This is a genomic window from Mycobacterium sp. D16Q13 (assembly GCF_002013375.1).
Lineage (GTDB): Bacteria > Actinomycetota > Actinomycetes > Mycobacteriales > Mycobacteriaceae > Mycobacterium.
This window is the reverse complement of the sequence record NZ_MAEW01000001.1, coordinates 96,176-114,641: the sequence shown is the minus strand read 5'-3', so window position 1 is coordinate 114,641 and position 18,466 is coordinate 96,176. Positions and strand designations below refer to the sequence as shown.

18 protein-coding genes are annotated in these 18,466 nt (G+C 65.8%); 9 read left to right on the top strand and 9 right to left on the bottom strand.

Annotated elements, in window-relative coordinates:
• The first annotated feature begins 27 nt into the window (after nt 1–27).
• Together B4400_RS00555 and mnmA are read left to right on the top strand one after the other, a co-directional pair.
• Nucleotides 28–1,251: a cysteine desulfurase family protein gene (locus tag B4400_RS00555; RefSeq protein WP_078308886.1), complete on the top strand. Its 1,224-nt coding sequence runs from the start codon at nt 28–30 to the stop codon at nt 1,249–1,251.
• A complete protein-coding gene (mnmA, locus tag B4400_RS00550; protein WP_078308887.1) occupies nt 1,248–2,318 on the top strand; it encodes a tRNA 2-thiouridine(34) synthase MnmA in 1,071 nt (356 codons plus the stop codon). The genes B4400_RS00555 and mnmA overlap by 4 nt, the downstream gene beginning before the upstream one ends.
• Before the next feature lie 5 nt (nt 2,319–2,323).
• Here the strand turns inward: mnmA and B4400_RS00545 are convergent, their stop codons facing one another.
• Both B4400_RS00545 and B4400_RS00540 read right to left on the bottom strand, forming a co-directional pair.
• Nucleotides 2,324–3,175: an SGNH/GDSL hydrolase family protein gene (locus tag B4400_RS00545; RefSeq protein ID WP_078308888.1), complete on the bottom strand. Its 852-nt coding sequence runs from the start codon at nt 3,173–3,175 to the stop codon at nt 2,324–2,326.
• Between the two features lie 93 nt (nt 3,176–3,268).
• Complete coding sequence (locus tag B4400_RS00540; RefSeq protein ID WP_078308889.1) at nt 3,269–4,255, bottom strand: acyl-ACP desaturase; 987 nt, start codon at nt 4,253–4,255, stop codon at nt 3,269–3,271.
• Between the two features lie 169 nt (nt 4,256–4,424).
• Between B4400_RS00540 and B4400_RS00535 the strand changes: the two genes are divergently transcribed.
• Genes B4400_RS00535 through bluB form a run of 3 tightly spaced genes read left to right on the top strand, consistent with a single transcriptional unit; the run spans nt 4,425 to nt 7,517 of the window.
• Nucleotides 4,425–5,873, top strand: a complete 1,449-nt coding sequence (locus B4400_RS00535; protein WP_078308890.1) for an NCS2 family permease — start codon at nt 4,425–4,427, stop codon at nt 5,871–5,873.
• A gap of 10 nt (nt 5,874–5,883) precedes the next feature.
• On the top strand, nt 5,884–6,894 hold the full coding sequence (locus B4400_RS00530; protein WP_286151092.1) for a uroporphyrinogen decarboxylase/cobalamine-independent methonine synthase family protein: 1,011 nt from the start codon (nt 5,884–5,886) through the stop codon (nt 6,892–6,894).
• On the top strand, nt 6,894–7,517 hold the full coding sequence (gene bluB / locus B4400_RS00525; protein WP_078308892.1) for a 5,6-dimethylbenzimidazole synthase: 624 nt from the start codon (nt 6,894–6,896) through the stop codon (nt 7,515–7,517). The genes B4400_RS00530 and bluB overlap by 1 nt, the downstream gene beginning before the upstream one ends.
• On the opposite strand, the gene B4400_RS00520 is transcribed toward bluB, so the two are convergent.
• From B4400_RS00520 to B4400_RS00500, 5 genes are all read right to left on the bottom strand, one after another.
• Nucleotides 7,514–8,368 carry a crotonase/enoyl-CoA hydratase family protein gene (locus B4400_RS00520; protein ID WP_078308893.1) on the bottom strand — a complete coding sequence of 285 codons (855 nt, stop codon included), beginning with the start codon at nt 8,366–8,368 and terminating at the stop codon, nt 7,514–7,516. The genes bluB and B4400_RS00520 overlap by 4 nt on opposite strands.
• 18 nt (nt 8,369–8,386) lie before the next feature.
• Nucleotides 8,387–9,067: an Rv1815 family serine proteinase gene (locus B4400_RS00515; RefSeq protein ID WP_078308894.1), complete on the bottom strand. Its 681-nt coding sequence runs from the start codon at nt 9,065–9,067 to the stop codon at nt 8,387–8,389.
• Between the two features lie 5 nt (nt 9,068–9,072).
• Nucleotides 9,073–9,912 carry an Rv1815 family serine proteinase gene (locus B4400_RS00510; RefSeq protein WP_078308895.1) on the bottom strand — a complete coding sequence of 280 codons (840 nt, stop codon included), beginning with the start codon at nt 9,910–9,912 and terminating at the stop codon, nt 9,073–9,075.
• Nucleotides 9,913–10,003: 91 nt separating this feature from the next.
• Nucleotides 10,004–10,756 (bottom strand): Rv1815 family serine proteinase, encoded by a 753-nt coding sequence (locus B4400_RS00505; protein WP_078308896.1) that lies wholly within the window; start codon nt 10,754–10,756, stop codon nt 10,004–10,006.
• Between the two features lie 69 nt (nt 10,757–10,825).
• On the bottom strand, nt 10,826–11,233 hold the full coding sequence (locus tag B4400_RS00500) for an MmcQ/YjbR family DNA-binding protein (protein WP_078308897.1): 408 nt from the start codon (nt 11,231–11,233) through the stop codon (nt 10,826–10,828).
• A 52-nt stretch (nt 11,234–11,285) separates the two neighbouring features.
• Here B4400_RS00500 and ligA point away from each other — a divergent pair, with 52 nt between their 5' ends.
• Nucleotides 11,286–13,331 (top strand): NAD-dependent DNA ligase LigA, encoded by a 2,046-nt coding sequence (gene ligA, locus B4400_RS00495; RefSeq protein WP_078308898.1) that lies wholly within the window; start codon nt 11,286–11,288, stop codon nt 13,329–13,331.
• Between the two features lie 80 nt (nt 13,332–13,411).
• On the opposite strand, the gene B4400_RS00490 is transcribed toward ligA, so the two are convergent.
• Together B4400_RS00490 and B4400_RS00485 are read right to left on the bottom strand one after the other, a co-directional pair.
• Entirely contained in the window at nt 13,412–15,280 is a 1,869-nt protein-coding gene (locus tag B4400_RS00490; protein ID WP_078308899.1) for a glycosyltransferase family 39 protein, read from the bottom strand.
• A gap of 80 nt (nt 15,281–15,360) precedes the next feature.
• A complete protein-coding gene (locus tag B4400_RS00485) occupies nt 15,361–16,017 on the bottom strand; it encodes an ACT domain-containing protein (RefSeq protein WP_139361206.1) in 657 nt (218 codons plus the stop codon).
• 52 nt (nt 16,018–16,069) lie between these two features.
• On the opposite strand from B4400_RS00485, the gene gatC reads away from it, so the two are divergent.
• The 3 genes from gatC to B4400_RS24540 all read left to right on the top strand — a co-directional run bounded on the left by gatC (nt 16,070) and on the right by B4400_RS24540 (nt 18,446).
• On the top strand, nt 16,070–16,378 hold the full coding sequence (gatC, locus tag B4400_RS00480; RefSeq protein ID WP_078287447.1) for an Asp-tRNA(Asn)/Glu-tRNA(Gln) amidotransferase subunit GatC: 309 nt from the start codon (nt 16,070–16,072) through the stop codon (nt 16,376–16,378).
• Nucleotides 16,375–17,853, top strand: a complete 1,479-nt coding sequence (gene gatA, locus B4400_RS00475; protein ID WP_078308901.1) for an Asp-tRNA(Asn)/Glu-tRNA(Gln) amidotransferase subunit GatA — start codon at nt 16,375–16,377, stop codon at nt 17,851–17,853. The genes gatC and gatA overlap by 4 nt, the downstream gene beginning before the upstream one ends.
• Nucleotides 17,854–18,035: 182 nt before the next feature.
• Nucleotides 18,036–18,446 (top strand): hypothetical protein, encoded by a 411-nt coding sequence (locus tag B4400_RS24540; protein WP_170914895.1) that lies wholly within the window; start codon nt 18,036–18,038, stop codon nt 18,444–18,446.
• Nucleotides 18,447–18,466: the final 20 nt, after the last annotated feature.

Here is an 18,466-nt window from a genome sequence, read left to right as displayed (position 1 = left end):
CTGGGTGGGACCTATCCTGGATGCGTTATGTCTGCTGCTCGAACCCCAGCTCGCCCGGATGGCTCATCTGCGGTGTACCTGGACCACGCCGCCACCACCCCGATGCGCCCCGCTGCCATCGAGGCGATGGCAGCCGTCATGGCACGGACCGGGAACGCCGCTTCGTTGCACGGATCCGGGCGCGATGCGCGGCGACGGGTGGAGGAATCGCGGGAGTCGATCGCCGCGGCCCTGGGCGCCCGACCGTCGGAGGTGATCTTCACCGCCGGTGGCACCGAGAGCGACAACCTCGCCATCAAGGGTATCTACTGGGCCCGCCGAGACGCGGACGTGCGGCGGACACGCGTCATCGCCAGCGCCGTCGAGCACCATGCCGTGCTTGATGCGGTGCAGTGGCTCGCCGACCACGAGGGGGCCGAGGTGACGTGGCTACCGGTGGACGACGCCGGCACCGTCACTCCCGCGGCACTGCGCGCGGCTCTCGTCGACCACGACGATGTAGCGCTCATTACGGTGATGTGGGCCAACAATGAGGTCGGCACCATCAACCCCATCTGTGAATTGGCTTCCATCGCCGCTGAATTCGACATCCCCATGCATAGCGATGCCATTGGGGCGGTTGGCCAGCTCGATGTCGATTTCGCCGTCAGTGGTCTGTCGGCGGTGAGCGTGGCCGCGCACAAATTCGGCGGCCCCATGGGTGTCGGAGCACTACTACTGCGACGTGAAACAGTTTGTGTCCCATTGCTTCATGGCGGCGGCCACGAACGCGATATTCGTTCGGGCACCCCAGACACCGCCGCCATCGTGGCGATGTCGACCGCACTCGTCGAAGCCGTCGCAGAGCGGTGCGAGGGTGCGGACACACTGAAAACACTGCGGGACGGGCTGATCGATCAGGTCTTGACCAGCATCGAGGGCTCCGTGCTCAACGGTGCGGTCGGCAGCGGCAGATTGCCCGGAAACGCGCATTTCACCTTCGCCGGATGCGAGGGCGACTCCCTATTGATGTTGTTGGACGCCAACGGCATCGAATGCTCCACCGGGTCCGCATGCACGGCAGGCGTCGCGCGTCCCTCGCATGTGCTCATCGAAATGGGCATTGACCCCGAGGTGGCGCGCGGATCGCTGCGCTTCACCTTCGGCCACACCTCCGTTCCCTCGGATGTGGCGCGTGCGGTCGAGGCCTTGCAGGTCGCCGTTCCGCGTGCGCGTGCTGCCGCCCTCGCCAGTGCTGGGAGCCGGTCATGAGAGTGCTTGCCGCCATGAGTGGGGGAGTGGACTCCTCGGTCGCGGCCGCGCGCATGGTGGACGCCGGACACGATGTGGTCGGTGTGCACCTGGCACTGTCCGCGGCACCCGGCACACTGCGCACGGGCTCCCGCGGGTGCTGTTCGAAAGAAGATGCCGCCGACGCCCGTCGTGTTGCCGACATGCTCGGAATCCCCTTCTATGTATGGGATTTTGCCGATCGATTCAAGGAAGACGTCATCGACGACTTCGTCGAGGCGTACGCCGAGGGGCGCACACCTAATCCCTGCGTGAAGTGCAACGAGAAGATCAAGTTCGCGGCGCTGGCCGATCGTGCCATCGCGTTGGGCTTCGATGCGGTCGCCACCGGGCACTACGCGCGGCTGCGCGACGGCAGGTTGCGCCGCGCGGTCGACGAGGACAAGGACCAGTCCTATGTGCTGGGGGTACTGACACCGCAGCAGCTGAGTCGTGCGCTGTTCCCGATCGGCGACAGTTCCAAGCCCGATATCCGGGCCGAGGCCGAGCAGCGCGGTCTGCTCGTCGCGAATAAGCCCGACAGCCACGACATCTGCTTCATCCCTTCCGGAGACACCCAGGCGTTCCTGGGTGCACGCATCGGCGTGCGCCGCGGAAACGTCGTGGACTCCGACGGCAGCGTACTGGCCACCCATGCGGGGGTGCACGAGTTCACCATCGGTCAGCGCAAGGGGCTCGGGCTGGTCGGTCCTGCAGCGGACGGCCGTCCCCGCTACGTCACCTCGATCGACGCCGAGACCTCCACCGTTCGGGTGGGAACCGTTGAGGACCTTGAGATTTGGGAGTTCGGGGGCGAGCCCGTGGTGTGGACCTCCGGTCAGGTTCCGGATGGGCCTGTTGAGTGCCAGGTGCAGGTCCGCGCGCATGGATCGGTCGTGGACGCGGTTGTCGACCCGGCGACCGAGCGGATTCAGGTCCGGCTGCGCACCGCCCTGCGGGGTGTGGCACCTGGGCAGACGGTGGTGCTGTACCGGCCCGATGCCGAGGGCGACGAGGTGCTCGGCAGCGCCATCATCACGCGCGACTAGGTCCCCTAGACCCCCGCGGAGCGCATGGCGATGGCTACGCGCTCGGCGACGTACTGCCGTCCCGGTGCGGTCGGATGCATCGGGATTCCCTCATCGCCGGCGCCGGTACCCGTCATCGACACGTAGCGCTGAAAATCGGACGCGCACACGCTGTGGTCGCTGCTTGTCGCCGGGATGACGGGGGTGAACCCGGCCTTTGACGATTCGGTGATGATCGTGTCGTTCAGCTGACGCTGCAGACCATTGAGGAAGGTGATGGTCTCTTGGGTGTTGATCAGCCCGACCAAGCACCCCTTGGCATCCGGGGGCAGGATCGGTAGGTAGCCCACCGTGAAGACGCGTGCGTTCGGAGCGGCTTGACGTATGGCGGCGTACGCGCCCGTGAGTTTCGGGCCCACCGAGGCCACGTTGGCGCTGAATTGCGCCTTCTTTTCCGGCGGGCAGCTCAACGCGAACAGGCAGTCGGTGGCGATCTGCTCAAAGCCGGCGTCGTTGCCACCGATGGATACGATCGCCACCTTGGTGGCGGGGGACAGCCCCGTGTTCTGCGGGCCGCGCGTGGAGGGCGTGTAGACATCGGTAGAAAGTGCGCCCACGCAGGAGTAGTCGGCGAATGTCATCTGCGGGAAAGACGTGGCCACCAGGTGTGCGACATTGTCGGTCGCCTGGTTACAAGCGGTGCCCACGGGGCCGGTGATACCTGCGGCGTTTGAGCCCGCCGCCATGAACGAGTCTCCGATCGCCACCAGCTGGGCGCCCGCGAGAGGTTCGGCCGACGCGATCGAGGGGCCGGCCACTGTCGCCGCCACCACTGTGGCGATGCCGATCACCGTCGAGAGCGTCCTGAACGCGCGCATGTGTCCCTCTCCTCCCGGCTGGCCGGCAGGCGGCCCCGATCAATGGTACTGAACGGCATATCGCCGTTTGCCCACGTCGGCGTTACGGAAGGGCTACACCCTGGCGGCCTTGCGCTCGGCACGCTTGGCCTGGCGTTCCAGGTACTTGGCCTTGACTTCCTCGAAGTCGCTGGCGGTCTTCCTGAGGTCGGTGATGAGACGGTCGAGGTCTTCGCGGTACCACTCGCCTTCGCCGGTGATGTCATCGCGCTCGAAGATGCGCCACTTGCGCAGCACCGGCAGGACAACTTCGGCGAGGTGCGACTGCGGGTCGTAGACGCCGCCGGTGGCGATGGTCACGGCGTTGCGGCGAAATCCCGGGATCGTGTATCCGGGCATGGTGAAGTTGTCGAGAACCTTGTGGATGGACTTCACGGCCTGGTTGGGAGCGATCTGGAGACCGGCCTCGACCATGTTGCGGTAGAAGATCATGTGCAGGTTCTCGTCATTGGAGATGTGTTTGAGGAGTTCCTGGGCGATGGGTTCGGCACACGCGACGCCGGTATTGCGGTGTGAGACACGGGTGGCCAGCTCCTGGAAGGACACGTACACCACCGAGTCGAACAGGCTGTCGGCGAACATGTGATCCCCGCCCTGACGGTTCTGGCCGGGGGAGAAGCCGCGGGTCATCTGCTCCATGCGCAGCTTCTCGAGCTCCACCGGGTCGACCGCGCGGGTGACGACGAGGTAATCGCGGATCGCGATGCTGTGGCGGTTCTCCTCGGCGGTCCACCGGTTTACCCAGGTGCCCCAGGGCCCGTCCATGGTGAAGTTCATCGCGATCTCACGGTGATAGGCGGGCAGATTGTCCTCGGTGAGCAGATTCGTGATCATCGCGACCTTGGCCAGTTCGGAGAGCTTGCACTGCTCTGGATCCCAATCCTGACCGCCCAGGGCCTTGTAGTTCTTGCCCTCGGACCACGGGATGTAGTCGTGTGGGCTCCACTCTTTGAACACGCCGAGGTGGCGATGAGTGTTCTCCTCGACCACGGGTTCGAGTTCGTGGAGGAGCTCGAGGTCGGTGAATTCCTTCTGCGGCATGAATGCGGTCCTCGGGACTAGTTATCTGTGTCTAAAAGTGACACTTACATTTGACCGGGTGGCCGCACGCGCCTCTAGTGACAAAGGTCATCTATCTGGGGTGGAAAGTCCCTCGCCCGTGAGCGTTCCGATGGGCGGCCGGGAACCGGGGCCTGTACTTTCAACGCCTATGAATGGCCTCCTGGACCGGTACTTCCGGATCTCCGAGCGGCAGTCGACGTTAGGGCGGGAGGTCCGCGGCGGGGTCGTCACCTTCTTCGCGATGGCCTACATCGTGGTGCTCAACCCGCTCATCATCGGTGGCGAGCCCGGACGCGCGCATAACGCCGACGTGCTGGGCCATGTGCTGCCAGTGGGGCAGGTAGCGGCGGTCACGGCGCTGGCTGCCGGAGTGATGTCGATCCTGTTCGGATTTATCGCCAATTACCCGTTCGCGCTTGCGGCCGGGCTGGGCATCAACAGTCTGCTCGCGGTGTCGTTCGCATCGCAGATGAGCTGGCCCGAGGCCATGGGATTGGTCATCGTTGACGGCCTCGTCATTGTGGCGCTGGGCATCTCCGGTTTTCGCACCGCGGTGTTTCATGCCATTCCCGACGAGCTGAAGGCGGCGATCGCTGCGGGAATCGGCTGCTTCATCGCGTTCATCGGGTTTGTCGACGCGGGTTTCGTGCGGCGGATCCCCGACGCTGCCAACACCACGGTGCCGGTTGGTTTGGGAATCGACAACTCGGTGGCCACCGTCCCGACCCTGATCTTCGCCGCGGGTGTGCTGCTGATGGGAATCCTGGTGGTGCGCAAGGTTCGTGGCGGACTGCTCATCGGAATCGTCGTGATGACGGGGATTTCCATGATCGCGCAGGCGTTGACCGAACGCGGCGCGCAGCCCGTCGACACCAAGGGATGGAATCTCACGGTGCCCGACTGGCCCGCCTCCGCGGGCGGCATCCCGGATCTGAGTCTGCTCGGTCAGGTCGACATGTTCGGTGCGTTCACTCGGGTGGGCGTGCTGTCGGCCACGGTCCTGGTGTTCGCGCTGGTGCTCTCGAACTTCTTCGACGCAATGGGAACCATGACCGGTTTGGGTAAGGAGGCCGGATTGACCGATGAACACGGCACCCTGCCCGGTATCGGACGGGCGCTGTCCGTAGAGGGCGTCGGTGCCGTCGTTGGTGGTGTCTCGTCCTCGTCCTCCAACACCGTGTTCGTGGAGTCCGCGTCGGGCATCGCCGAGGGTGCACGGACCGGGCTGGCCAATGTGGTCACCGGGCTGCTGTTCCTGGCGGCCATGTTCTTCACCCCGCTGTATTCGGTTGTACCGCTGGAAGCCGCGGCGCCGGCGCTGGTGGTGGTGGGTGCCATGATGATCGGCCAGCTTCGCAGCATTGACTTCACCCGGTTCGACCACGCGCTGCCCTGCTTTTTGACCGTGGTGACGATGCCCTTTACCTACTCGATCGCCAACGGCATCGGCGTCGGATTCATCAGCTGGGTGGTGCTCGCCGTCGTGTCAGCGGAGCGCGGGGCTCGAGGCCGTGCCGTGCATCCGCTGCTGTATGTGGTGGCCGGATTGTTTGTCGTCTATTTCGCCAAGGGTCCGATCGAGTCGCTCATCACCTAACGTTCTGCATGTGAATGTATGGGCGAAGGGAACTGGCGTCGGCTCGTGGCCGGGTCAAGAGGCGCGTGCCGCGACCGAGATCGTGGTGGCCGAACTGCCGCTGCCCCATATCGTGGAGCTGCCTGCGCGCGGAATCGGTGCCGATCTGATCGGACGGGCCGCGGCCTTGCTGGTTGATATCGCCGTCGATGTGGTGCCCACCGGCTACCGCACCACTGCCCGGCCCGGGGCGGTGGTGCGACGGGCCCGCGGATTCCTTGACGAGGACATGGATGCGCTTGAGGAGGAGTGGGAGCGTGGCGGGCATCGGGGTAGCGATCGCGCGGTGAAGGTGCAGGGCCCCGGGCCGGTAACGCTGGCAGCACAATTGGAGCTTCCCAACGGCCACCGCGCGATCACCGATCCCGGTGCGGTGCGGGACCTGGCGGCTTCTCTGGCAGAGGGGTTGGCGCTGCACCAAGCCACGCTGTCCCGACGGCTCGGTGTTCCCGTGGTGGTGCAGCTCGATGAACCGTCCCTGTCCGCCGCGCTGGAGGGCAGGCTGTCCGGAACCAGCATGTTCTCGCCGGTACATCCGGTCGACGTACCGACAGCGATTTCGCTGTTGGACCAGTGCGCCGCCGCGGTCGGCGGTGAACTAGTGGTGCACTGCTGCGCCACAGATCCTCCCTGGGAGCTGTTGCGCGGGACCAATATTCGCGGGATCGCGGTGGATGCCGCATACCTGACGGATGCGCAGGCGCTCGACGGACTGGCCTCGGTGCTGGACACCGGGAAGATCGCGCTGCTCGGCGTGATTCCCGGCTCGCCACCGCCGGTGCCGATATCGTCCGACGTGCTCGCAACGCGTACCGCGGCGCTCGCGGACAAACTGGGCTTCGGACGTGCCGTGCTGCGCGATCGGATCGGCATCAGCGCCGGATGTGGTCTGGCCGGCGCAGACCTTCCATGGGCACGTACCGCAACCGAATTGACCCGCAAGGTCAGCGATCTGATCGCTGCCGACCCGGATGCGCTGTGATGGACGTCTATCAGGCCATTGCCACCCGCCGGGACGTGCGTGCCGAGTTCACCGGACAGGTTGTCGACGACGCGACGTTGATGAAGCTGCTTCAGGCCGCGCATCGCGCGCCCAGCGTCGGGAACAGCCAGCCGTGGGATTTCGTGGTGATGCGCGAATCGCAGACGCTGGAGAAGTTCGCAGCGCACGTGACGGAGCAGCGCCAGAGATTCGCCGACAGCCTTCCGGAGGAACGGCGAACCACCTTTGACCCCATCAAGATTGAAGGCATCTGTGAAAGCGGCACCGGCGTGGTGGTCACCTACGACCACGGCCGTGGTGGCCCGCACGTTCTGGGCAGGCACACCATCGCCGACGCGGGCCTGTTCTCGGCCGTGCTCGCCATCCAGAACCTCTGGCTCGCCGCGGTCACCGAAGGGATCGGCGTCGGCTGGGTGTCCTTCTACGAGGAACAGTTCCTGGCCGAGTTAATAGACGCACCAACGCATATCAGGCCGATCGCCTGGTTGTGTGTCGGACCGGTGCATGAGTTCGCCGAGCGCCCCGACTTGGAGCGCTTCGGCTGGCGCAGCGGGCGCCCCCTGGAGGATGCCGTGCACTGGGGCCGCTACCGGGAGATCTAGCGTCCCTTGAAGTCGGGATCACGCTTCTCGAAGACCGCGCCGATGGCTTCCTGCAGGTCCTCCGACGGCAGGAACGCGGCATTCCACGTCGAGACGTACTTGAGGCCGTCGGCGACGACACTCTCGCGCTCGCGGCCCAGCACGTCCTTGACGCCCTGCACCACCAGGGGCGGATTGGCGGCGATTTCGGCGGCGGTCGCGTGGGCGGCGGCCAGCGTTGCCTCCGCAGTGTCGAACACGTCATTGACGAGTCCGATCTTCTCGGCCCGCGCGGCGTCGATGTCCTTGCCGGTGAACGCCAGTTCACGCAGGTGACCGTCGCCGATGATCGGTGGAAGACGGTGCAGTGAGCCAATATCGGCCACAATCGCGACCTTGGCCTCGCGCACACTGAACTTCGCGTCGGCACTCGCGTACCGGATGTCGGTGGCTGCGATGAGGTCGACGCCACCGCCGATGCACCAGCCCTGCACCGCGGCGATCACCGGCTTGCGGCAGTCGGCGACGGCGGTCACCGAGGCCTGCAGCCGGCGTATCTCGTCGAGGAAGTCGGTGCGCGGTTTCGCCAATGCCTTCTCGGCCATCAACGGCATGAAGGTGCCTGCCATCGCGGGCAGGTCCAATCCGTAGCTGAAATTGGTGCCGTCGGCGGCGAGAACAATCGCCCGTACCTCCGGGTCCGCGTCCAGTTCGGTGAAGATCAGCGGCAGTTCCCGCCAGAAATCGGGTCCCATCGCATTGCCCTTGCCAGGCCCGATGAGGGTGACCTGGGCGATGTGCCCGGTGGTCTCAACGGTGAAGGCTTTCCAGTCGCTCGCCGATGAGCCGCTTGTGCGAAGAGAATCAGACATGGGCGTGAGCCTACGGGCTCAGCCGGGCAGTAGACCCTTGCGGTCCTCGCGGAGTTGCTTGACCACCGACGGCCAGGACATCGCCCACGACTGCACGTCATCGCCGGACTGGCTGGTCATGAAACCGCGAATGATGCCGACGAGCACGGTGCGGTCGCCGACATGGGTGTACACCGGGCCTCCAGAATCGCCTTTGGCGATCACCGGGCCGTTAAACCTGAACCAGCCGTTGCCAAGTCGGGTCACCGATCCGCACGCATCGCCCGTGGTGAAGCCGGTGCGGCAGACAGGCATTCCCACGTCGGGAGTGACCGTGTCATCGCGTTCGAGCCGTTGACCATTGGCCATGACGTCGTTGACGGGCAATCCGTCATCGATCGAGATGGCCTCGTAGTCGATGGTGTACTCGTCCTCGTACACCGGGCCCTCGGGCGGGCGGTTGTCGTGCGCCAGGATCTTGTGTCCCACCGCCGCGAAGTCTCCATTGCGAACGATGCCGTCACCGTTGAAGCAATGCCCAGCCGTGATGCCCACGCGAAGCGCCGGATCGACATAACCGAGCGTGCAGCTCAGCGAGCCCTGATAGATGAGCATGCCGGGGTACACCAGCGGCGGGTCCGCATGTGCAGGTGCGGGGTTCGCGGCGGGAAGCGCGCACAGCACAGCGACGATGGTCGTTATCCACAAGAACGGGCGCATGACGGCTAGGGGACAACCATTCTCGCGGGACCAGACGGGCGGTCATCGGAGGGCGCCGGAGGCAGGACCATCGGCGGCGCCTGCGGATTGATGGCCACGGGGCTCGCGGCCTCGGGGCGACGCGCGGCCGCCGCGATGTCGTCTCGGATCTGCTGTTGCACCGTCGGCCAGGACAGCGCCACGGTGGACTCCCGGCGGGTCTGATTGGCCGTGAATCGCGCGCTCACGATGCCGACGATGGCGGCATTGCCGGGCGAGGTCACGGTGTACACGGCGCTACCGGAGTCGCCGTGGTCGGCGGGCAGGCCGTCCACGAGGAACCAGCCGTTGCCGAATCCGGCGATGGCGCCGCACGCCTCACCCGTGGTGATCCCGATTCGGCACACCGCCAGACCGTCCCGGGGAACGACGGCGGGGTCGACTCCGAGTCGTAGTCCGTTGGGCAGCACGTTGTTGATCGGCACGCCCTCGTCGAAGGCGATGCCCTCGTAGTCGATTCGGTAGTCGTCGCGGGCCAGCGGCCCTTCGGGCTTGATATTGGACTGGGCCACCGCGAGCTGTCCGATACGCACGCCGTCGTTGGTGAACACCGGCCCGTTCCCGCCACAGTGACCTGCGGTGACGCCGACGCGCGCGGTGGGATCAACGAACCCGAGGGTGCAACTCAGCGATTCCTTACCGGGTGGGCGTTGGATGATCTCCATACCCGGGTAAATCAGCGGATCCGCATGTGCCGCAGCCGGGTTCGCGAGACCAAGACCGCTCAGCACGGCCAGGGCCGCCACCCAGACTGTCCACCGTCCCCACGGGTCGGTCCGTCGACCGTTCTCGCCGACACTGGTCACGCGATAGCTCTCTGTCTGCCACGTTCACCGTCAACAAAGCCCGACCAGTGTGAGGAGAGCACGCGGCACGACTCTCCGTGTCGCTACGAGCCTATGCGAATTGGGTGTCTTGTGGTGCAGGAAGTGCCGTCGGGGTTGGTGAATCCCCAGGTGGAGGGGGAGCGGTGGGTGGTTTTTCGAGGTCTTCCCGCAGTTGATTGAGGACGGTTGACCAGGAAATCGCGGTGGTTTGCACCACGCCGGTGTCCACGCTGCGCGTGGTTCCGCGGGCGATGCCGACGATGGACCCGTGCCCGGGTGAGGTGATCGAGTACACCGGGCTGCCCGAGTCGCCGTGGTCGGCGGGTAGTCCGTCGATTTCGAACCAGCCGTTGTTGACCGTGGTGACGGTGCCGCAGGCCTCACCGGTAGTGACGCCATTCCGGCAGACCGGCAGCCCGGTGTGCGGCTGGATCCCGCTGCCGCGCTCAAGCCGAATCCCGTTGGGCAGCACGTCGTTGATCGCTACGTCATCGCGGAATTTGATGGCCTCGTAGTCGATCAGGTACTTGGTGCCGTCGATCCGCTCGCCGTCGCGCAGATTGGAACCGGCGATGACGAGGACGCCGATGAGTTCGCCTGCCGAGTCGTACACCGGGCCATCGGTATCCATGGCGCAATGGCCCGCGGTGAGGCCGAAACGTACATCGGGATCGACGAAGCCCAGCGTGCAACTCTGCGTTCCCTGGATGATCTCCATCCCGGGAAACACGAGGGGCCCATCGGCCAGGGCCGGGGGCGCCATGGCGACTGCGGTCAGCGCGGCTGCGCCGAGAACACCGCACAATCTGCTAGCAACAGACAATTTGCATCCCAGCCTGTCTCTCTGAGTGGTAGGCAAAGCGTGAAACTGAGTGTAGGGATTGTCCGGGGATCAGTGGCGCTGATCGAGCAGCTTGATCAGCCTCTTGGTGGCGATCAATCGATAGGACGCATCGAGAAGCTCGGCAACCTCGTCCCAGTCCACGTCGGTGGTGCTGACATCCAGGCCGAGCCAGCCAAAGGGCCCCATGTAGGCCGGGTAATAGAAGCGTTCGTCCTGCAAGAGAGCGGGGCGCTCCGAATCGTCCACCTTGACCAGCACCGAGTAGGGGTAGGCGATCATCTCGCCCCGGGTTGCGCCCTTGGCGTTCCCGCCGAACATCGCGAAGATCTTTCCGGCCTTGAAGACGGGTCTGCCCCAGGAGATCTGTTCGGTGGCCTCGGGCAATGCGAGAGCAAGCTCGCGTAGTTCGGCCAGACCCGGATCGTCCTCGGTGAACATAATCGGGTGTGTGCCCATGGGCACATCGTAGGGTTCCGGTGCTGTCGGGCGGGTCCGTTAGCCTGCCGGTATGGATCCCGACATCCAGCGCCAATGGGGTGAGCTGGCCGAAGAGGTGCGCGGTCACCAGTTCCGCTACTACGTCAAGGACGCCCCCGTCATTTCCGATGGCCAGTTCGACGAGCTGCTGACGAGGCTGACGGCGCTGGAAGAGCAGTACCCGGAGCTGCGCACTCCGGATTCGCCGACGCAGCTGGTAGGTGGAGCCGGTTTCGTCACCGAGTTCAGATCGGTCGATCACGTGGAGCGAATGCTGAGCCTGGACAACGCATTCAGCTCCGAGGAGCTGGTGGCCTGGGACGCGCGGGTGCGCGGCGATATCGGTGAAGAACCCGAGTACCTGTGTGAGCTGAAGATCGACGGTGTGGCACTCGCGCTGGTCTACGAGAACGGCGTGTTGGTGCGCGGGGCCACCCGCGGGGACGGACGTAGCGGTGAGGACGTCACCCTGAATGCCCGGACCATTGAGGATGTGCCGGAAAGGCTCACGGGGTCAAAGGAATACCCGATACCCGCGCTCTTGGAGGTGCGTGGCGAGGTGTTTTTCCGGCTGGAGGACTTCGAGGTGCTCAATGCCTCGCTGGTGGAGGAGGGCAAGCCGCCGTTCGCCAATCCGCGCAACAGCGCCGCGGGCAGCTTGCGGCAGAAGAACCCGGCCATCACCGCCAGACGCCGGCTGCGGATGATCTGTCACGGACTTGGCCGTGCCGAGGGCTTCGCGCCCGAAAGCCTGCATGACGCCTATTTGGCGTTGGGGCAGTGGGGGTTACCCGTATCTACTCACACCACCAAGGTGCGCGGTATCGCGAAGGTCCAGGAGCGCGTCAACTACTGGGCCGAGCATCGTCACGATGTGGAACACGAGATCGACGGCCTTGTCGTGAAGGTAGATACGGTATCGCTGCAGCGTCGCCTCGGTAGCACCTCGCGGGCGCCGCGCTGGGCCATCGCGTACAAATATCCGCCCGAGGAAGCCACGACCGAACTACTCGACATCCGGGTGAGCGTGGGCCGTACCGGCCGGGTCACGCCCTTCGCGTACATGACCCCGGTCAAGGTGGCCGGGTCCACGGTGTCCCTGGCCACCCTGCACAACGCCTCCGAGGTCACGCGCAAGGGAGTGCTGATCGGTGACACCGTGGTGATCCGCAAGGCCGGGGACGTCATCCCGGAGGTGCTGGGGCCGGTCGCCGATCTACGCAACGGATCCGAACGCGAATTCGTCATGCCCACAACATGTCCGGAATGCGGGACCACGTTGGCCCACGAGAAGGAGGGCGACGCCGATATTCGCTGCCCCAACTCACGCAGCTGCCCGGCGCAGCTGCGTGAGCGGGTTTTCCATGTGGCGGGGCGTGGCGCCTTCGATATCGAGGCGCTCGGTTATGAGGCGGCGATCGCGCTGCTCTCGGCCGGGGTCATCGAGGACGAGGGCGACCTGTTCAGCCTCACCGCCGATGATCTGCTGCGCACCGATCTGTTCACGACCAAGAACGGATCGTTGTCCGCCAACGGAAGCCGATTGCTGGACAACCTGGATAAGGCGAAACAACAGCAGCTGTGGCGTGTATTGGTGGCGCTGTCGATCCGCCACGTGGGCCCGACCGCGGCACGCGCCCTGGCCACCGAGTTCGGTGAACTGGAAGCCATCGAGGGCGCCTCCGTCGAACAACTGGCCGCCGTCGAGGGTGTGGGAACCACGATCGCCGCGGCCGTGGTGGATTGGTTCAGCGTTGACTGGCATCGCGCCATCGTCGACAAGTGGCGCGCCGCGGGCGTGCGGATGGCCGATGAGCGCGACGAGTCCATACCGCGCAATCTGGAAGGCCTGTCGATCGTCGTTACCGGTTCACTCCCAGGGTTTTCGCGTGATGAGGCCAAGGAGGCCATCATCGCGCGGGGTGGCAAGTCTGCGAGCTCGGTGTCCAAGAAGACGGCATTTGTCGTCGTCGGCGACGCGCCGGGGTCCAAGTACGACAAGGCCGTTGAGCTGGGGGTGACGATCCTCGACGAGGACGGCTTCCGGGCACTGCTGGCCGACGGGCCGCCCGCCTAGCGCCGACAAGTCCGATGCCGAGTGTGAAGCTGTGGCGAGAAATCGCCCGGAATCTCGCCACAGCTTCACACTCGGCGTTTCTAGGGTTTCGGCGGCACCGACAGGTCGAACACCCGAAGATCTCCGTAATCCTTTGAGGAGAAGTGGGTTTCGACCCACTTCTGGACCTCGTCGGTCACCCGCTTGGTGTCGCCGTCCTTCTGCGGCTGCTCCTCTTGCTTGTCTTTGTCCTTGACGGACTCGGCATAGAACTCGACGGTGCCATCCTGCGTGTAGTCGATGAACTGCTGCAGGGTGATGGGGTTGTCGCGTCCGGAGAACCCGCCGATCGCCATCACGGGCGCGTTGGTCTCCAGCTGAATGGGAGCGGCCGTGCGGGTGTTGGTGGTCGCCACCGGCCACCGGGCATCGGAATCCCTGATTAGCGCCGCCAGTGCGGGATCGAGCGGCTTGGGCTCCCGCCCACCGAACTTGTCGTCGTCGGGCATCACCGGGCCGGAGGTGGACAGCCCACCGACCTTGGGCGTGGTGACGTTCGCGATGGTGAAGGCGATCGACCCGCCCAGCGAAACCGCAAGGGCCAGTGTGGCAATGGCGTAGCGCAGCCGGGCGTTGCGCTCGAGCGCGCCAAGTGTCAGGGCAATGGCCGCGGCGATGCCGCCGATCAGCAGGACCCAGCGCAGCCACGGCAGCCAGGCCGGTATGCGCCGGAGCAGGACGAACGCCATGATGGTGGCGCTGAGCGTGAGCGCACTGAGCCCCAGCTTGCCGATTCGCTCGGATCGATGCCGCCATAACAGGACCGTGCCGATGGCCAGGGAACCGGCGATAGCGGGGGCCATGGCCGAGGTGTAGTAGGGATGGAACTGCTTGGCCATGTAGCTCAGGATCACGTAATTGGACACCATCCAGGTGCCCCACAGAATGAGCCCTGCCCCAGCGGGATTGGTGGTGATCGCACGCAGGCGGCCCAGCCAGCCCTCGGTCTGCGGGGTCCTGCTGACGATGGCGAGTCCGAGGATCAGTGCGATGAGCGCCGTGGGCAACAGCCACGCGATGTGGTCGGCCTGGGTGTCCTGGAACAGGCGGAAGATGCCTGGGGTACCAGAGAACGAGGGTCCGCTGCCGCGGCCGCCTTCGCCCATTCCATTCGAATCGTCGCCGAGCAGGCGGTCCAGTCCGTTGTAGCCGACTGCCAGGGTCCATTCGCTGTTGTCGGTGGAGTTGTCGACGTACGGACGGCTGGCCGCCGGGGTCAGTGCGACCGCGGCCATCCACCATCCCGACGAGACCAGCAGCGCCGCGCCGGCGCCGAGCAGATGCACGAGCGTTGTTTTCCAGGGCCATTTCGCGCACACCAGATAGGCGAGGAGCAGCGCGGGAGCCACCAATAGCCCTTCCAGCGTTTTGCACAGGAATGCGAAACCGATGCCCACGCCGGCCAGCGCCAGCCACCCGGCCGCGTTGCGAGAGCGCTCGGAGTCGATTGCGCGCGTGGTGAAGTACGCGGCCACCACCATGCCGAACACCATCGGTGCGTCGGGGTTGGAGTGCCGGAACATCACCGAGACGACGGGGATCAGCGCGAACAGGGCCGCCGCGAGCAGGCCCGCGCTCGGACCGGCCTGGCGCCGGACCGTGGCGCGAATCAGGGCGGCGCTGACGATCGCCAGTACGGCCTGCGGAATCAGCATGCTGGCGCTGGAGAAGCCGAAGATTCTGGCGGACAACCCCATCAGCCAGAGACCACCGGCGGGCTTGTCCACCGTCACGTAGTTCTGCGGATCGAAGCTGCCGAAGAACCAGGCCTTCCAGCTCTCGCTGCCCGATTGGACGGCCGCCGCGTAGAAGGCGTTGGACCAGCCGTTATGGCTGATGTCCCAGAGATACACCACGGTGATCGTCAGCAGAATGGCGGCGAAGATGAGTCGTTCACGAGTCCTGCTCATGGACGCGTCGATATCAGTCACGCCAGTGAGTGTGCCGGGCGATTCCGGGAGACGGCTGTACCGTTCCTGTGAACCGGCCGCTACCGCACCAAGGTTGCGACGATGCCCGCCAGGTAGCCCAGACGGGCGACCTCCGAGGGCCGAAACTCCGGGCCGCCGGGACGACCCAGCACGACGGCGGTGTCACCCGAGCCCAGCGGTGCGGCCGCCAGGGTGGTGTCCATGTCTTTCCACAGCTGCGGCACCCAGTCGGCGGCGGTGTCGAGGACCTGCGCTCGGTCCAGCGGTAACCACGGGGCCGAGGTCGCCTGGGTCTCCGGAGCGCCGGAACTCCCGGCCACTCGAATGAAGCCGCTGCCGTCCTGCCGCACCACGGTGCACCAATTGGCGCGCAGCACATGGGGGGCTTCCTGGGCGAGTACCTCCAGACGGGCGGATGCCGCGGCGGCGGCCACCCTGTCGATGAGTTCCAGCTCGCGATGCGCCTCCAACAGGCCCGTGTGCGGGCGGATGGAATGCACATGCACCCCGTTCAGCGCCTCCGCGGCAGTGAGCAACGAATCGGGCATGGCCCCCGGCGGCAGGTCGATGACCAGATCGTCGATGGCATAGCCCGGGCCGCGCTCGACGACGTCGAGGGACAGGATGTCTGCGCCCACCGTGCCGAGCGCGACGGCGACCGATCCGAGACTGCCGGGACGGTCGGCGAGCTGCAGGCGCAGCAGATAAGACGGCACGTCCAACACTGTGGCACAGGTCAGGCACTGCCGCCCTCTAGGCTATCTAGCCGTGAGCGCCATATCCCGTGACGAGGTCGCGCACCTGGCCAGACTGGCCAGGCTTGCGCTGACTGACGCTGAGCTGGACGGATACGCCGGGCAACTCGACGCGATCCTCGGCCACGTCAGCCAGATCAGTGCTGTTTCCACCGATGAGCTCGACGAGGTGGACGCGACGAGCTCTCCGCTCGATGCGGTCAATGTCACACGGCCCGATGTGATTGCCGACTGCCTGACCCCCGATCAGGCGCTGGCGCAGGCTCCGCGGGTGGCGGAGGGGCGCTTCGCGGTGCCGCAGATTCTGGGGGAAGAAGAGTGACCGATCTGATCAGGCAAGACGCCGCCTCTCTGGCCGCGCTGATTCATGCGGGCGAGGTGTCATCCGTCGAGGTGACGCGCGCGCATCTGGATCAGATCGCCAGTACCGACGAGACCTATCGAGCCTTCCTGCATGTGGCGGGAGAGCAGGCACTCGCCGCTGCCAAGGACGCCGACGACGCGATATCGGCCGGATCGGTAGCGTCACCGCTTGCCGGCGTTCCGCTGGCGCTCAAGGACGTCTTCACCACCAGCGATATGCCGACCACCTGCGGGTCCAAGATCCTGGAGAACTGGGTTCCGCCCTATGACGCGACGGTCACCGCGCGGCTGCGCGCGGCCGGGATCCCGATCTTGGGCAAGACGAACATGGACGAGTTCGCGATGGGTTCCTCCACCGAGAACTCCGCGTACGGACCCACCCGTAACCCGTGGGACATCGAGCGGGTGCCGGGCGGTTCGGGCGGCGGTAGCGCGGCCGCTCTGGCTGCGTTCCAGGCGCCCCTGGCCATCGGCACCGACACCGGCGGCTCGATCCGTCAGCCCGCGGCACTTACCGCGACCGTCGGGGTCAAGCCCACCTACGGAACGGTGTCGCGTTATGGCCTGGTGGCCTGCGCGTCGTCCCTGGACCAGGGCGGGCCCTGCGCGCGCACGGTGCTGGATACCGCGCTGTTGCACCAGGTGATCGCGGGGCATGATCCGCGCGACTCCACCTCCGTCGATGAGCCGGTGCCCGATGTCGTGGCCGCCGCTCGTGCCGGTGCCGCTGGCGACCTCAAAGGCGTTCGCGTCGGGGTGGTCTCGCAGTTGCGTGGCGATGGGTATCAGCCGGGCGTGATGGCATCGTTCGACGCGGCCGTCGAACAGCTGACCGCGCTGGGCGCCGATGTGGTTGAGGTGTCCTGTCCCCACTTCGAATACGCACTTCCGGCGTACTACTTGATTCTGCCGTCCGAGGTGTCCTCCAATCTGGCTCGGTTCGATGCCATGCGGTACGGCATGCGCGTGGGCGACGACGGAACACACAGCGCCGAGGAGGTCATGGCGCTCACCCGGGCCGCGGGCTTTGGCCCAGAGGTGAAGCGGCGCATCATGATCGGCACGTATGCGTTATCGGCGGGGTACTACGACGCCTACTACGGCCGGGCGCAGAAGGTGCGCACCCTGATCAAACGCGATCTGGAGCAGGCCTATGAGCAGGTGGACGTGTTGGTGACCCCGGCGACGCCCACCACCGCATTCCGGTTGGGGGAGAAGGTCGATGACCCGCTGGCCATGTACCAGTTCGATTTGTGCACGCTGCCGCTGAATCTGGCCGGGCACTGCGGAATGTCGGTGCCGTCCGGACTGTCTGCCGATGACGGGCTTCCGGTGGGTCTGCAGATCATGGCTCCCGCACTTGCCGACGACCGGCTGTATCGGGTGGGGGCGGCCTACGAAACAGCCCGCGGCCCGCTGCCCTCGGCGCTTTAGAGATTCACAGGTAACTATCAGCGTTCTGTACGGGCGCTAGCCGTAAGAGCTGTCATATTTGCATATATGCATATGAGAGTTCGGTGTGGCGGTACGGTGATCGCCGCCGGTGTGGTGGCGGCGATACCGGGTGTTGTGGCGGTGTCACAGGCCGTCCCGGCAACGCAGCAGGTGCCGGTCCGATGTTCAGTACAGACGGACACCACCTGCGATTACTCCGGCGATCCACACCTGACCGCGCGACCGAACCCGGGCAATATGGTGCCGCGGGCGACCGTCCCGCAGACAAAAACACGCCCCAGTACCGTCTTGCCGCGACCGTGACGCGCATCCATAGAGCGTCGAGAGGTCTGCTTGGCGCGGTCGGCGTGTGCGCGATGGTTTTCGCCGGTGCGGTGTGGACGAGCCACACCGAGGCTCCCGAGGCGGCAGTCCAGGTGAAACCCGTGGATTGCGGGGGACCGGTGGACCGTGACTGTCTTCCTGCCGGCGACCGTCACCTGTCGTCGACGCCCGACCCCGGGAATGCTCCACCGTCCGCCACCATCGTGACGACCAGGCCGGGCCCCACGACGGTGCGCCCCGGGCGATGACGACGCGCCCCGGGGGCTAG